Origin of the sequence: Rhizobium sp. BR 315 (assembly GCF_050577975.1) — a bacterium.
GTDB classification, from domain to species: domain Bacteria; phylum Pseudomonadota; class Alphaproteobacteria; order Rhizobiales; family Rhizobiaceae; genus Rhizobium; species Rhizobium miluonense.
Genome location: NZ_JARWKZ010000001.1, coordinates 87043 through 101026, shown reverse-complemented (window position 1 = coordinate 101026; position 13984 = coordinate 87043). Strand labels below are relative to the sequence as shown.

Here is a 13984-nt window from a genome sequence, read left to right as displayed (position 1 = left end):
GAAACAAGGAGCATCCGCATGGAAATCACCACGATCGGCCTTGATCTGGCCAAGAGCATTTTTCAAGTTCATGGCATCGATGCGGAGGGGAAAGTTGCCGTGCGGCGTAGCCTGCGTCGCTCAGATGTCCTGATGTTCTTCAGCAAGCTTGAGCCGTGTCTGGTCGGCATTGAGGCCTGTGCAACGGCACATCATTGGGCGCGAGAGATCGAAAGCTCTGGGCACACCGTTCGTCTAATGCCACCGGCATATGTCAAGCCCTATGTGAAGCGGAACAAGAATGACATGGCCGATGCCGAAGCGATCTGCGAGGCAGTGATGCGGCCAAATATGCGGTTTGTCGCCGTGAAGACAGCAGCGCAACAATCGGTTTTAATGCTGCATCGCTGCAGGGCGCTGCTGGTCCGGCAGCGAACTATGCTCGCCAATGCAATCCGTGCGCATCTCGCCGAATTAGGCATCGCCATGCCGAAAGGCATTCGCACTTTCCTGACAGCGCAGAGTGCGCCCCAAAATGAGGGGAATGATGTTCCCGATCTCGCCCGAAGAGCGCTCGAGCCCATGGCATTGAGCCTCATCGAGCTGGGTAAGCGCATCAGAGAACTAGAAGTGGACATTGTGCGCGAACACCGCGCCAATGAGACCAGCCGCCGATTGGAAACAATTCCCGGATTTGGTGTGACCTCAACAGCGATGGCCGCAACCGTTGCAGATCCGACGGCCTTCAAATCAGGCCGTGAGTTTGCCGCCTGGCTCGGCCTGACGCCACGAGAGAATTCCTCGGGCGGCAAGCAGCGCCTTGGAGGTATCACCAAAATGGGAGACGGATACCTTCGAACATTACTCGTCGTCGGAGCGACAGCAGTCATTCGCTTCGCCCGCGAGGAGGGATCCGCCAAGACAGCGTGGATCCGCAAGCTCATGGAGAAAAAGCCCGCGAAGGTCGTGGCGGTTGCGCTCGCCAATAAAATGGCGCGCATAGCTTGGGCGATCATGACGAGAGGGGAGGTTTACCGTGTTATCCCCGCTTAAACAGACATGGGCTTTAACACGATAACGCGTTGGTGAGGACGAAAGACACTTGATGAGAACCGGTCAGAGCCGGGGCTTGGAAAGCCCGAGGGGTTCAGCGACATAGAGCGCGCTGGAGTGATTAGGGATCCAATCCGCGGAGGTTCATCAGGGCCAGCAGCACAACATGCTGCATCGAAAGGCCGGACATATGACTGCAACCGACCAAGCTCAGAATGGTGTCAATTATCGTCTTGCCAAGGAGGCGTCCACATATGAACCCCTCGGGCTGGACCACGGGATACGGATAAACTGATACACTCTGAGTATGGTTTTCTGATCAGGCTTTGGTCAAGGGATTGGCCTTTTCTCTTCTCTTTTGTGCCGCGGCGGCCGAGCTGGCTTTGAAGCGGAAGCTGTCGTTTCCTGCTTCCAGGATATGGGAACGGTGGGTCTCTGTTGAAATTGATCGTTTCGAACGAGAGATTGAAGCGTTCTATCGACGATCGCGATTTTTCACCGTGGCATGAAAGTTAATTAGTCCAAGGATTTTCCCGCTTCGGTGAATTCAGCCGTCCATGGGATCCTAATTCAGATCTCCTGGCCCGATACTGCAGCCAAGGTCTGTTAGCAATCCATCTGTCAGGCCGTAGATCCAACCGTGAATGACAACTTCTTCGTTGGCCCGCCACGCGGAGCGAATGATCGGTGTTCGCGCCAAGCGATCCACCTGCGCAATGACAGAGAGTTCACAGAGCCGCTCGAGGCGTTGGTCCTCGTTCTTGATACATTCAAGACAGCTAAAGTTTCTGTCGGCAACATCGCGGATCGGCTGCAGCCAATGGTCTATGATACCGTGACTTTCACCATCCATTGCCGCGCGTACGCCGCCGCAGCCATAATGGCCGCAGACGATGATCTGTCGCACACCGAGTGCCCCAACGGCGAACTCGACAACCGACAACAGATTGAGATCAGTTGGATGTACGAGATTTGCGACGTTGCGCTGGACAAAAACCTCACCCGGTTCAAGTCCCGTGATGACATTCGCCGGTACGCGGCTGTCCGAGCAACCGATCCACAGATAATCAGGTTTCTGGATAGCCGAAAGATCGCGAAAGTAGCTCGGATTCGCGTTGATTTTTTCGGCGGCCCAGACCTTGTTGTTGGAAAGCAGTTTGGCGATCATCTGTGAAGAGGCCCCGCGAGCAAGGCCAAAAGAACAATCGCAAGGGCTTCTTCTGTCCTACGCTTTACAAAACAGTCAAACATGCTGATCTCCGACGCCGATTGCTCAAGACCATTTCGCTGGGATAGTCAAAAGTCAATGCCCAGCCAACGGGAACTTTGCGGTGCGTTTTCCACGAGCAGGGAAATAGAGAAGTATCTAATGCCAATTGGGTAGAGGTTTGTTGGCTGTTTGCGTTCAGCGACCGATATTATGGAGTTTTGGGAGAGGATGATTTAGGCCGCTCGAACAACTAACCTCGCTCCCGCTTAATTCGTCGCATGCGCATCCTGTCAATAGACGGCTCCCGATCCTCTATGAGGACACTCATTGTTGTAGGGTGCTTTCGTTTTCGAAGGCTAGGTGCGATAGCGTCCAAAAGCTGGTGTGCGTCAGGCAACGCTATAGATCGTGGATCGGTGTCAGCTTCTCGGACAAATGCGCGGATTCCAATGATTTCAGGGCGTCCAATCGCTTGCAGTGACAAGAGCGGTGTCCTTACGGAACATGCATTGTGAGCTGCAGATAGGCTGCAAGGCTGACGACTGAAAGGCCGACAATTGCGACCGGGTAGGAGAAGCTCTTGCTGATGACCGCAAGCGCCAGACCAAGCAGGACGATTGCTGTTCCAAACAACAATCCCTTATCGGCAACAGACAATGCAAGGGCGGACAGGCTGACGGCTGCTGCGACCATCGTCACGGGCATCTGGTTTTGGAGACTGTCGCTCAGGCCGGAAAAGGTGAGCAAGAACCTATTCCAACTCAGCCCAATCGCAACGCTCAAAAGCAACGGAAGGAAAATTTGCAGCATGAATATGGTCTCTTCGGATGGTCTTACTATGGAGAGGCAATTTATATGCCAATGAAGAAAGACAACGGTCGAACGAGATAAATAACCAGCAGGCGCTGGTCATTGCCTGTTTAAAGAGCGGCCTGCCGTTCTGTTTCGCACTCGGGCGAAATCCGGTGGGCTTAAAGCCTTGCGAGAAACAGCAGCATGGACATCGACGACAACATGATTATTGCCGGATCGGTTGCCTTTGAAGCCCAAAGGCGCGAAAAACCGAGGCCAATTCCTAAGACGACGCTGCCGCTTATTGGGCCATAGTAAAGGAAGCCGAAACCAATTGCGGCGACGGCGACACTGGACGCAAGGCTCGTTTTGAAAGATAGCAGTAGTTGTGCGGGAGCCTTCGGGTCAAAGACCGGAATGAAGGCGTTCCAGCTCAGCCCGATTGAAAAGACCAGCAGCAACTCGTTCACCAGATTGGCCGGCATGAATTGCGTCCTGGCGCGGATGGAAGAAGAGTTGCATGGGAGTTCATCGGCGCCACGATCCGAGTTGCGTGATAATCACGTCCATCGGAATGTCGTGACCGAGTGGATGAATCGTTTCGATTCTTTGCGATTCAAAGCCGACGCCGATGATCAGAGGCTTGCGGTCGAGGGCAGCGAGGGTTCTATCGAAAAATCCGCCGCCATAGCCAAGCCGGAATGATTGCGCATCGAAGCCAACGAGCGGCGCTATGACGACGTCTGGAACGGCTTCTTTGCCTTCTGCCGGCACCGGGATGTTCCATACCCCGCGTTCAAGCCGCTCACCTATTTTCCAGGATCGGAAGATCAGGGGTTTTGCCTTGTCGACGACCACGGGCAACAGGCAATCCACGCCGCGGGCCATCAAGGCTGCCATCCATCCTCGAAGGTCCGGCTCTCCCAGGAATGGCCAGAACAGGCTGACATGCTTGCCGGCGACATCCGTGACGATCTGATCGAGATAGGTCGCGATCAAGCGTGCGTAGTCTTCGCGTTGTGCGAGCGACAAGGCCTTTCGCTCGTCGATCAGCCTTAGCCGTTGCGCCTTTCTCCATGTGACGATATCCGAGACGCGGTCCTCGCTGGACGAGATGCCGCTATAAGCGGGATCGACTTCATGCAGCATGCAGGCGGGTGACGCGTATTCGTGGGTTGCTTCGTCCCTTTGATCCCGATCCGATTTTGCCATCCGCTCTTTAACGCTCCCGTTCCATGGCTCGATGTCGAAACATGCTTGAGCTGCGACAATGATTTTTATATAGGGAATGATAGGGCAACTTAATTCCTGAATCGAGATCTTTCCGTTGAACCTTTCATCGATCGAGATCTTCCTCGCCGTCGCCAGCGAGCGAAGCGTCACCAAGGCTGCTAGAGCACTCGGGCGCGTGCCATCGAATGTGACGACACGCATCCAGCAGTTGGAAGATTATCTTGACGTTTTGCTCTTCAGCCGCGACGGCAAGAAGATGACCCTGACGAAGGAAGGCGAGACGTTTCTGATCTATGCTAATAGGCTTGCCGCGCTTGCACTTGAGGCACGTCAGGCGGTCAGGCCTCTGCGCCCATCGGGCACATTGCGTTTGGGAACGATGGAAAGTACGGCGGCAAGCCGGTTGCCCGCGGCGCTTAGCCAATTCAATCAGATGTGGCCGGATATCTCGCTCCAACTAACCCTTGGCGCGTCCCGTGATCTTGCCCGAGATGTTCTGCTAGATGTTTTGGACTGCGCGCTGATCGCCCGGCCCCCCAAGGCGATGCTGGATGAAGATGCAGGTCTTGATGCCGAACTCGAGCAGCTCGAGGCCGAGCCGGTGTTTGTCGAGGATCTGCTCCTTGTATTGCCATCCGGTCATCCATCGATCCGATCGGCAGCCGACTTGCGGGTCGGATCAATTGCCGCCTTGGAACCCGGATGCACCTATCGAAGGATCGCCGAAAGCTGGGCGCGCCAGTCGAGCATATTGCAAACGACCGAGCTTGGTTCCTATCATGCGATCCTGGCAAGTGTGGCGACGGGCAATGCGGCCGGTGTCATGCCAAAGTCGGTCCTCGATCTCATGCATTGGCCAATGACGTCGCCGACGCATCAACTCGCCACCGTCGACACCGTCCTCATCTATCGTAAAAACGATCGTCCGAGCGCGTTCAATGCGTTTCAAGAGGTTCTCGGCACCACCAGGGGCAGGGGCCTGCGGCTGGCGACGAACTAGCCGGAGCTCTCCCTTCATTCACGAAATACCCGTCTCAAAACTGGTTTCATCATGCAGCACCCAGACTCCCAGAAGGCCGGATCCAGCCGGTTCCGCTTGTTTGCCCCGATCCTTGCCGGAGCAACCTTACGCGAACGAATGATCGCTTGTCTCGGCGCCTTGATCGGTATCGGCCTTACCGGCGTCATCAGCGGCTATCTTTTCGGGCAGGGGCCACAACTTCCGCTCATCGTTGCGCCCATGGGTGCGTCCGCGGTGCTGCTTTTCGCGGTGCCTGCAAGTCCGCTTGCGCAACCCTGGTCGATCATTGGCGGCAATACCATTTCCGCCATGATGGGTATTATAGCAGCCTATCTCATTCATGATCCGATCATCGCAATCGGCGTCGGCGTCTCGCTTGCGATCGGTGCCATGTCGTTGACGCGGTGCCTGCATCCGCCGGGCGGTGCCGCAGCCTTGACAGCCGTCCTCGGTGGCCCGGTTGTTGCGGGCTGGGGGTTCCTGTTTCCATTTGTGCCGGTTGCCTTGAACTCTTGCATACTCGTCGGCCTCGGGTTGGTGTTCCACAAACTCTCCAGACGCAATTATCCGCATGTGGTCGCGAAGCCCGCGGAGAATACCCATCAGACGCGCGACTTGCCGCCGCCCTTGCGCGTGGGTTTTCAGGAGGAAGACCTCGACGCGGCGTTGGAAGTGCTTGATGAGACCTTCGATATCGACCGGGCAGATCTCAGCCGCCTGTTGCGGCAGGTCGAACAGCAGGCGGTGGTGCGCTCGCATGGAGACATTCGCTGCGCCGACATCATGTCGCGCGATGTCATCGCCATCGGCAGGGATGCCGAGCCGGATCATGCGCGGCATCTCCTGCTGAAACATAATATCCGCACATTGCCGGTGAAGGACAAAGAGGGCCGGCTGCTTGGAACGGTCGGTTTGCGCGAACTGTCGGAAAGCAATGACACCATCGCGCAAGCGCTATCGAAGCCCGCCATGGCCGATGCCGGCGATCCCGCTCTGTCGCTATTGCCTGTTTTGACGGATGGGCGCACGCATGCGGTGATCGTCGTGGATACCGAACGGCAAATCCTCGGTCTGATATCGCAAACGGATCTGTTGAGTGCCATGGCGCGGCTTCTGCCGAACAACGACGCCGCCTCCGTCAGTGTCGCTTGAAATAGGCGTGAAGCATTCGAAGCGGGTTCCCTAAGCGCGGTGACTGGCCGACTACTCGATTTTCGCCAGGCTGGCGGCGAGATCCGATAGCAGATCTTCTTCGGCCTCCAGGCCAACCGAAACCCTAAGCAACCCTTCCTTTATGCCGGCGGCGTGGCGAGCCTCGGCACCCATGCCGACATGGGTCATGCTTGCTGGATGCGCAACAAGGCTTTCAACGCCGCCCAGCGATTCGGCAAGAGTGAATATCCTCAGCCCCGCCACGAAATGGCGGACCGCCTCAAGCCCCCCTTCAAGTTCGAAACTCAACATGGCTCCGAAACCGGATTGCTGCCGCGCCGCAAGCTCATGGCGGGGGGGGGTCGGCAGACCGGGATAGTGGACCACACCGACCTGCGGATGCTGCGAAAGAAAACGGGCGACGGCCATAGCCGTCGTCTGCTGTCGTTCGATCCGGGCAAAAAGGCTCCGAATGCCGCGCAGAGTGAGATAGGAATCGAATGGCGATCCCGTGACACCGATCATATTTGCCCAAGCCTTCAATTCTTCCACGTCATTCGAGCTTGCCGCGACGACGGCGCCACCAACGACATCGGAATGGCCGTTCAGATACTTTGTCGTCGAATGGATGACGAAGTCGGCGCCAAGGGCGATCGGGCGCTGCAGTGCAGGCGACAAAAAGGTATTGTCGACCACGAGGCGTGCCTGCACGGATTTCGTCTGCTGGGCAATGACGTTGATGTCGACGATGCGCATAAGCGGGTTGCTCGGCGTTTCAACAAAGACGAGCGTCGCGCCGCGGCTCAAAGCTGAGGCCAGGGCTTCGTGGTTGCCTTGATCGATGAACTCGACGTGAAAATGTCCTTTGTCTCGCAAGGCGGTCAATAGCCGATAGGTCCCGCCGTAACAGTCATGTGGGGCAATCACCCGATCACCTGGTTTCAGGAGGCTGAGCACAAGATTGACGGCGGCCATCCCGGACGAGGTCACCACGGCTCCGGCGCCACCTTCGAGCTTTGCCAGTGTATCGGCCAGCAGATCGCGGGTCGGATTGGACGTTCTGGAGTATTCATAGGCCTGTGCTTGCTCGAACTGTCGAAAGGCGAAGTTGCTTGAAAGGTAAAGGGGTGGGGTGACGGCACCATAAGCGATGTCGTCTGCTATCCCATTTGCCGCCGCAATCGTTCTGAAGTCCTTATTGATCGACACCGGTCAATTGCCTTTCACGAATTGGAATTGCCGCTTGCGGCGTTGCGCATCGCCAGTCGATCGATGGGTCGCAAGCTGCGCGAAGGAGATATTGCTGTCCGTGGGACGCCTCCATCGCAGATCGCGCCCTTGTGGCAACTATAATTTCTATTTTAAGAATGACAATGATTGATCATTCTTTATTATCGCTGAATAGCGCTTTTACGTCCGAGGGAAAGGAGGGCCAACGATGTTTGTCGAGCGTGCGCAAAATGGAGACTTTATCGTAGACTCCTCGGAGATTGCCGATCGGTTCGGTCTGTCACTGAGCGAGTTTCGCGGTCACATGCAGCGGGGTTCTATTACGTCCTCGGTGGAGATGGGCACAGCGGACAATGAAGGCACGAGGCGTCTGTCGCTGCGATTTGGCAATCGACTATGGCGGGTCGTACTAGACGATGAGAACCAGATCCGGCACGAGGAGATGACTTTCCTTCGCAGTAGTGCGCGACCGCCCGCATCTTGATGCGGGCGCGGCCTTCCAGACATTCCGTTCAAGCACGTCGTCGTGGACGAACGCCGCTCAGACTTACTGCTTGGTGATGAAATCCATGAGAACGATGGCCTGATCGTGTTCAATATCCCTCGCTCCGTAGAGAAGCGCCGCCGTTGATTGCCGGATCTTCTCTCTGAACTCGCAAAACACCTTTAAGTTCCTTGTAAGTTACTCTTATGTTCCCCTTGAGTTTCTCCCGGCAGCGACAGAACTCACGTCGCTTTTCGGATCGCGACCGAACCAGTGCCGAAGGTCAGCGCTTGGGGCAATATCCCCCAGCCAGATGTGGATATGTGCTTCATTCTTGCTGGTGTCGTGGGGCCATAACCGGTCGACAAGGACCTGCGTGCCGTCACCTTCGACTGCGGGCTCATAGATCCGTTTGATGTGCACAGTCGTGTTTCAATCTACCGTTTTTCGTGATTGCTCCGAAGTTGTCGTCCGTTCTTGCCGCATTCAACTGAAATGGATCGATCCTAAGTGGTCATCGAGTGGCCGTGCTGGCATGCGGCTGATTGCTATTGGACTGGGGGGTCCGCACCACAGCATAAACTATGCTGAATAGAGACTGTCTGGCTCGAAAACTCGCAAGCCGGAAGTGAAATGGGCAACAATAGCTAGACACGTCTCATGGTGACCCGACAGTCGGAGCCGATTTATCGATGCGCATCTTTTCGAGTGTTGCAACCACTCGATCGGCCATACCGGCACAACGCGTTCCATCGAAGGGAAAGAGGGCCGAGAACGCACCGGCGAACTGCCTTTCAATCGAAAGCCGCATCAATTTGCGGGCTCGATGCAGGCGGGTCTTGATCGTCTCCGGCTTGATGGTAAGGAGCGACGCCGTTTCTTCCGTGCTTAAACCTTCCACCTCTCGCAGGATGAAGACCGTGCGGAATTCGTCGGGCAGCGCATCGATCGCAAGTTCCAACAGATGTCTGGTCTGATTTCGTGCAAGTTCTGCCTCCGGATCGACCGGTGACAACGAGGAGGGGAAGTGCAATATCCCGCTACTCAACGTCTTGCTTTGCATATCGATGTCCTCAAGCCCGGTAAAATCGCGCCGCCGCCGCACGCGGCCGAGGGCTTCGTTAAGCGCAATCCTTGTCAACCAGGTCGATAATCTCGAATCTCCGCGGAAAGCCGAGAGGTTGGTGAATGCGTGCACATAGGTTGCCTGCACAGTGTCCTCCGCCTCTGCATCGTTGCCGAGGAGGGCGCGAGCCGTGCGAAACAGACGTTGGTTGTTGCGCTGGACGATAGCTCTGACGGCGTGCTCATCGCCGGCCTTGGCGCGGGTCACGAGTTCATCTTCCGAACAGGCAGAAAGATCCGGCCAGTGTCGTTTGGCGGCGGGGAGAGCGATCATTCGCAACTCCTCTTTCCATCATCTACGAGAACGAATGGCGGCTTATGGCTGGACATTCAGCTTTCCGGTCATCGTTGGGTGAAACCGGCAGTAAAACTCAACAGCTCCCACGCGCTCGATCGTCATACGTGCCTCCGACTTGGCCGGCAGGTCGATATCGAAGCTGGCATCGCGCGCGGTCGCAGTATGGCGGAATATATCATCGTTGCTCCAAATGATCACGTCGCCCACGTGCAACTGATCGGGCGGCGAGCCGAACTTCATGTTCGCAACGACAATTTGATATTCGGCCGCCGACGCCGCCGAGCCGATCGCCATAAGAAGCAACCCGGCGGCGATGACGGGCGCACGGATCGCTTTCATCGCGCCCATCGTCGGTCCTACTTCATCATAGCGGCAAGGTGTTCCGCATGCATCTGATGCTCCTTGAAGAGTGCAAGACCAATTTCTAACAGCGACTTGAGCTTCGCATTCTTGGCCGATGGGATCAATTGATCGGCGAGCGTGCTATTGACCGCCTTGTGATAGGCGACTTCATTGTCGATATATGCCTTGTCAAAGGCAGATCCGTCGAGGGCGCCGAGTTTGGCCAGTTCCTTGGTCGCCTGAGCGTTCAGCGACTTGCTGATCTGATTGTCTTCTGGCGTAACCTTGAGCTGTTTGACCAGAGCCAGTGCCTGGTCGTTAACCGCCTTGTGGTCACGCTCCATGGTCTTGGCGAATTCGATCACGTCCGTGTTCTTGCTCTTCTTGAGAGCCTGTTCGGCAGCAGTCACATCGATTTGGCCCGCCGTATAGGCGATATGAGCGATCTGCGGATCGGAGATTTTGGCATCAGCGGCGATCGCCGCGGTGCCGGCGAGGCCGAGCAGGAATGTCGCGGCAAGAATGTTTTTGAACATTGTTTTCCTCCTATTGTCATACGATCCAGAGCGGTCAACGGATCCGAGACCCGCCATCGATCACTAGCTTCGAGCTGAAGCCAGTCATTGGATGGAGTTTGGAGAAAAAGGTTCCCGAAAAAATCGCGAATGTTTGCGAGACAACTCCGACGGCAATGTTGGGATCATTTGCGGCGACTCGCGGTCGCCACCAGGACAACGCAGGTGCGTCTTCTATGTATATCCATGCCTTTATGGATCGCGATTGAAATCGCGGTCAACAGTATACATCCAATGGCGCATGTGATCGAGCAAAAGCGCAATGTCATACCGCCATTCCAAAGCGAGAAGCCTGAGATCCATGGGGCCGGATCGTAGCCGCATATAGAGTGTTCTTTTGAGGTCGGCGAGCTCGTCCGCGGTCGGTGAATGCTGCGGTGGGTGCCTCAGTTTGCCGCCACGCGACAAGCGCTCGGCAAAAAGCTCTAAATCAGTCTTCGTTTCGACGGTCGGCTCTGCCATCAAACTATCCTCCCGGGCCGAAAATATATCGTATTGCGATATATTGCAACATCACCATGCAAGCACCGTCGTCGTCAGGTGACTTTCGCTTGAAGGCGTTGCAGGATCGTGATGAGTTCGGGCGCCATTTCCCGTATTTCCGTCAGGTGCACAGCGCTGAGCCGCAGCAAGACAGCGTCTGCCTTCGCGGTCAACGTCAATGTCTGGCGCCGCTTGTCCTCCGGGTCTGAATGTCGTGTTACCAAATCGGCGGCGCTCAGTCGCCCAACGAGCTCGGTCGCCGTGTGCGGCGCGATCAGCAGACGGTTCGCCAGCAATCCGATCGTCATTGCGTCCTCGACAGGATGTCCCTTGATTGCCAGTAAAGCCTGATGCTGCTGGCTCGGCAGACCCTCTTCCTGGGCAGCAGATGTGCTGAAATCCATAAATCTGCGCAGCGTGTGGCGTAAATTGGCAAGCGCCTCATAGTCGCTGCCACTCAAAGTTTCCTTCGTCATCTTCACAATCTCAGGTTTTTCGTTGACTCTAGCCAAAAAGATTTATGCCATCCAGGCGATCTTCTCCAGCTTGCGCCGATCTTGCAGGACGCGTAGTGCCTCCATCAGCTCCGGGGCCATTTCCCTGATCTCGTGCAGATGTGCACCACTAAGCTTCGCCAGAATGCGCTCGGTCTTGTCCATCAATCTTACGATCTGACGTCGGCCATCGACCTTGCTTGATACACGCTCGATGTAGCCCGCGTCGGCAAGCCTGTCCACAAGCTCTGTCGCGGAATGTGGCGCAATCAGCAGTCGGTCGGCGAGCATCCCGACGGTCATCTCCTTTTCGGGAGGCAATCCTTTGATCGCTAGCAGCGCTTGATGTTGCTGTGGCGTCAGGCCGAGGTTCGATACTTCAGCGTTGCTGAACTCCGTAAATTTTCTGAGCGCAAAGCGCAGGTTCGCAAGGGCCTCATAGTCTCCTGGCGAAAGCGAATCCTCACGTGCTTTTGTGGTCATGCTCCAACTCCTTCGCTTGCACATATTGATTTATATCGTATCACGATATATGTGAAGCGCCGATGAGAAAATGTGCCTCCGCTGAAGAGCAGCGTGGTTTGGAGACAACGCATTGAAAAACCCCGAAAGCATACCCCAATATCGTCAACATGATTTCACCGGAGGCCTCGCTCGACGAGAGGCAGGAGATTTCACCACAGACAAACGCGTGCTTTTGTTGATCGGCATGGCCATCATTGTCGGCACTGGCGGCGCGCTGGCAGCCTGGGTGCTCGTCAATTTGATCGCGCTCGTGACGAATGTGGTGTGGTTCGGACATTTCAGCACTCAAGCCTCTTCACTTGCGAATGCGTCACGGTCGCCCTGGATGGTGGCAGCCCCGGTGCTCGGCGGTATCGTGATCGGCCTGATGGCCCGGTTCGGTTCAGAAAAGATCCGAGGCCACGGTATTCCTGAGGCCATCGAGGCCATCCTGATCGGGGGAAGCCGGATGTCACCCAAGGTCGCGCTTCTGAAGCCGCTTTCATCGGCCATCTCCATTGGAACGGGTGGCCCCTTCGGCGCGGAGGGCCCGATCATCATGACCGGCGGCGCCATCGGCTCGCTGTTTGCGCAATGTTTCCACATGAGCGCTGCCGAGCGAAAAACGCTGTTGGTTGCCGGCGCGGCAGCTGGCATGACAGCCATTTTCGGATCACCGATTGCAGCGGTGATGCTGGCTGTCGAATTGTTGTTGTTTGAATGGAAACCGCGCAGCTTCATTCCGGTTGCCGTGGCGGCTTGCGTCTCGATCTACTGGCGACCACTCCTGTTCGGACAGGGCCCGCTCTTCCCGACCAATTTTCAGAGCCATCTTCCCTGGTGGAGTGTGTTCCTTTGTGTTGCGATGGGCATCGTCTCCGGCCTGCAGTCGGGCTTACTGACGACGTTGCTCTATAAAATTGAGGATGCCTTTGAACGACTGCCGATCCATTGGATGTGGTGGCCTGCACTCGGTGGTCTGGTGGTTGGGCTCGGTGGGCTGATCGAACCGCGTGCGCTTGGCGTCGGCTACGATATCATCTCGGACCTATTGGGCAGTCATATTGTTGCCAAAGCCGTCCTTGCCATCCTCCTCGTCAAGGCCGGAATTTGGCTGGTGGCACTGTCTTCCGGAACGTCAGGGGGCGTACTTGCGCCGCTCCTTATTCTCGGGGGAGCGCTTGGATGGCTTGTTGGACTGATCTTTCCCGGAGATCCAGGCTTCTGGGCCCTTCTTGGCATGGCCGCTATGATGGGTGGTACGATGCGCGCACCTCTGACCGGGACCTTCTTTGCCGTAGAGATTACCGGCGACATCAGCGCGCTTGTGCCTTTGCTCGCGGCGACGGTTACAGCTTATGCAGTGACCGTCCTGCTGCTTCGCCGTTCCATTCTGACCGAAAAGATCGCACGTCGAGGCCAGCATATCACCCGCGAATACGGTATCGATCCCTTCGAACTGACACGCGCTGCTGACATCATGGTCCATCCGGTTGACACCTTGCCCGGCTCCATGACAATCGGCGCGGCCTGCGACTTCTTTTCCTCCAGAGAGAAAACGCATCGACTCTATCCTGTCGTCGAAGACGATGACAGGCTTTTGGGCGTTGTGTCGCGTGCGGACGCACTTCGTTGGCAGGGCGACAAGGATCTTGCGGATCAAACCCTTACAGACCGGGTTTCTGATGCATCAGGCCCAATTGGCCATCCGGATGACACGGTTGGCTTCGTCGCAGACCTCATGCTTGCTGCAGAAACTGGCCGAATACCGATCGTGGATCGCGCGTCGGGAAAGCTTGTGGGTCTAATTGCCCGCAAGGATCTGCTGCGCCTTAGAAGTGCGCTGAAATCCTCGGAACTGGAGCGCCGCCCTTACTTGGGCACGCAGTCGGGAGCTAAGACAGTGACGGAATGACTTTGGTGGAACACCGAGCGAGCATCCATGCAGGTAATGAGGCCGCAGTCGGCGGCCTCGCAGATCTTTCCATGTCCTTCGCCAGTACGTTGGT

Annotated in this window: 17 protein-coding genes; 5 read left to right on the top strand and 12 right to left on the bottom strand. The window is 56.3% G+C overall.

What is annotated here, in order from left to right; translation table 11 throughout:
- Positions 1–18 precede the first annotated feature (18 nt).
- Entirely contained in the window at positions 19–1032 is a 1014-nt protein-coding gene (locus QD409_RS00530; RefSeq protein ID WP_430761548.1) for an IS110 family transposase, read from the top strand.
- 565 nt (positions 1033–1597) lie between these two features.
- Here the strand turns inward: QD409_RS00530 and QD409_RS00525 are convergent.
- The 4 genes from QD409_RS00525 to QD409_RS00510 all read right to left on the bottom strand — a co-directional run bounded on the left by QD409_RS00525 (position 1598) and on the right by QD409_RS00510 (position 4246).
- A complete protein-coding gene (locus tag QD409_RS00525) occupies positions 1598–2200 on the bottom strand; it encodes a carbonic anhydrase (protein ID WP_430761547.1) in 603 nt (200 codons plus the stop codon).
- Positions 2201–2737: 537 nt separating this feature from the next.
- Positions 2738–2989: a hypothetical protein gene (locus tag QD409_RS00520; protein WP_430761546.1), complete on the bottom strand. Its 252-nt coding sequence runs from the start codon at positions 2987–2989 to the stop codon at positions 2738–2740.
- A 224-nt stretch (positions 2990–3213) separates the two neighbouring features.
- Positions 3214–3519: a hypothetical protein gene (locus QD409_RS00515; RefSeq protein WP_430761545.1), complete on the bottom strand. Its 306-nt coding sequence runs from the start codon at positions 3517–3519 to the stop codon at positions 3214–3216.
- A gap of 43 nt (positions 3520–3562) precedes the next feature.
- Positions 3563–4246, bottom strand: coding sequence for a 5-formyltetrahydrofolate cyclo-ligase (locus tag QD409_RS00510; protein ID WP_430761544.1), 684 nt, complete (start codon positions 4244–4246; stop codon positions 3563–3565).
- 115 nt (positions 4247–4361) lie between these two features.
- On the opposite strand from QD409_RS00510, the gene QD409_RS00505 reads away from it, so the two are divergent.
- Positions 4362–5267 (top strand): LysR family transcriptional regulator, encoded by a 906-nt coding sequence (locus tag QD409_RS00505; protein WP_430761543.1) that lies wholly within the window; start codon positions 4362–4364, stop codon positions 5265–5267.
- A 51-nt stretch (positions 5268–5318) separates the two neighbouring features.
- On the top strand, positions 5319–6440 hold the full coding sequence (locus QD409_RS00500) for an HPP family protein (protein ID WP_430761542.1): 1122 nt from the start codon (positions 5319–5321) through the stop codon (positions 6438–6440).
- Between the two features lie 51 nt (positions 6441–6491).
- Here the strand turns inward: QD409_RS00500 and metB are convergent, their stop codons facing one another.
- Positions 6492–7649 carry a cystathionine gamma-synthase gene (metB, locus tag QD409_RS00495; RefSeq protein WP_430761541.1) on the bottom strand — a complete coding sequence of 386 codons (1158 nt, stop codon included), beginning with the start codon at positions 7647–7649 and terminating at the stop codon, positions 6492–6494.
- Positions 7650–7878: 229 nt separating this feature from the next.
- Between metB and QD409_RS00490 the strand changes: the two genes are divergently transcribed.
- Entirely contained in the window at positions 7879–8154 is a 276-nt protein-coding gene (locus QD409_RS00490; RefSeq protein WP_430761540.1) for a DUF6522 family protein, read from the top strand.
- Positions 8155–8358: 204 nt separating this feature from the next.
- Here QD409_RS00490 and QD409_RS00485 read toward each other — a convergent pair whose 3' ends face one another.
- The 7 genes from QD409_RS00485 to QD409_RS00455 form a co-directional block, all read right to left on the bottom strand.
- Positions 8359–8577, bottom strand: coding sequence for a DUF488 domain-containing protein (locus QD409_RS00485; protein ID WP_430761539.1), 219 nt, complete (start codon positions 8575–8577; stop codon positions 8359–8361).
- Between the two features lie 235 nt (positions 8578–8812).
- Entirely contained in the window at positions 8813–9553 is a 741-nt protein-coding gene (locus tag QD409_RS00480; RefSeq protein ID WP_430761538.1) for an RNA polymerase sigma factor, read from the bottom strand.
- 42 nt (positions 9554–9595) lie between these two features.
- Positions 9596–9916 carry an amicyanin gene (locus QD409_RS00475; RefSeq protein WP_430761868.1) on the bottom strand — a complete coding sequence of 107 codons (321 nt, stop codon included), beginning with the start codon at positions 9914–9916 and terminating at the stop codon, positions 9596–9598.
- A gap of 17 nt (positions 9917–9933) precedes the next feature.
- Positions 9934–10455, bottom strand: coding sequence for a DUF4142 domain-containing protein (locus QD409_RS00470; protein ID WP_430761537.1), 522 nt, complete (start codon positions 10453–10455; stop codon positions 9934–9936).
- 231 nt (positions 10456–10686) lie between these two features.
- Positions 10687–10956, bottom strand: coding sequence for a hypothetical protein (locus QD409_RS00465; RefSeq protein ID WP_430761536.1), 270 nt, complete (start codon positions 10954–10956; stop codon positions 10687–10689).
- Between the two features lie 74 nt (positions 10957–11030).
- Entirely contained in the window at positions 11031–11453 is a 423-nt protein-coding gene (locus QD409_RS00460; protein ID WP_430761535.1) for a MarR family winged helix-turn-helix transcriptional regulator, read from the bottom strand.
- 42 nt (positions 11454–11495) lie between these two features.
- Positions 11496–11954, bottom strand: coding sequence for a MarR family winged helix-turn-helix transcriptional regulator (locus QD409_RS00455; RefSeq protein ID WP_430761534.1), 459 nt, complete (start codon positions 11952–11954; stop codon positions 11496–11498).
- Between the two features lie 112 nt (positions 11955–12066).
- On the opposite strand from QD409_RS00455, the gene QD409_RS00450 reads away from it, so the two are divergent.
- Positions 12067–13890, top strand: coding sequence for a chloride channel protein (locus tag QD409_RS00450; RefSeq protein ID WP_430761533.1), 1824 nt, complete (start codon positions 12067–12069; stop codon positions 13888–13890).
- The last annotated feature ends 94 nt before the right edge of the window (positions 13891–13984 follow it).